Source organism: Vibrio sp. Y176 (genome assembly GCF_033438945.1).
The window spans coordinates 1-572 of sequence record NZ_JAWOQS010000904.1; the positions used below are offsets into that span (position 1 = coordinate 1).

Annotated in this window: 1 protein-coding gene; it reads right to left on the bottom strand. The window is 45.1% G+C overall.

Annotated elements, in window-relative coordinates; translation table 11 throughout:
• Positions 1-57 precede the first annotated feature (57 nt).
• On the bottom strand, positions 58-572 hold a 515-nt coding region (locus R7O13_RS29335), incomplete at its 5' end, for a cupin domain-containing protein (RefSeq protein WP_318305520.1).

Below are 572 nucleotides of genomic sequence, written 5' to 3' on the forward strand. Positions count from 1 at the left end.
TCGTATTAACGAGCCGATTTACTTGTTTGTTATGTCCTTAAAGTTTCGTATTTCCATTCAACTTCCGAGCGGCAAATGTCCTGTTTTCACCCAAATCACCGTTTCTTCTTCTACAAAAGGGAAGTGCTCACTCATGTGAGGCGAGCGCAACCAAGTATGTGTTGGGTATATACCTAGCTCATCCCTAAACTCGCCAGACAACACAAAAACTTCTTCTCCACCAAAGTGTCTGTGAGGTTGAAACTTTTCTCCTTTGGGCCACTTCACCAACGCAACGTGCTCGTGCTTAAAATCATGTAAAGGCATCACTTGTAGTCCGCCAATGCCAGGCAACCATTCTGTTTCTCGAGTATTGATTCGAACAGTTTTAAGATCGTTCGGATCAAATTGATTGAGCTTGACCAAAATGACACAACCTTTCTCGCTAAACGGCGCGTGCTGACTGCCGGGTGGGTTACGAAGATAAGAACCTGCTGGATAGTCGCCATTTTCGTCAGAGAAGACACCATCGAGCACAAAAATTTCTTCTCCGTAAGGGTGAAGGTGAGGAGAAAAACGCGATCCTGCTTCGT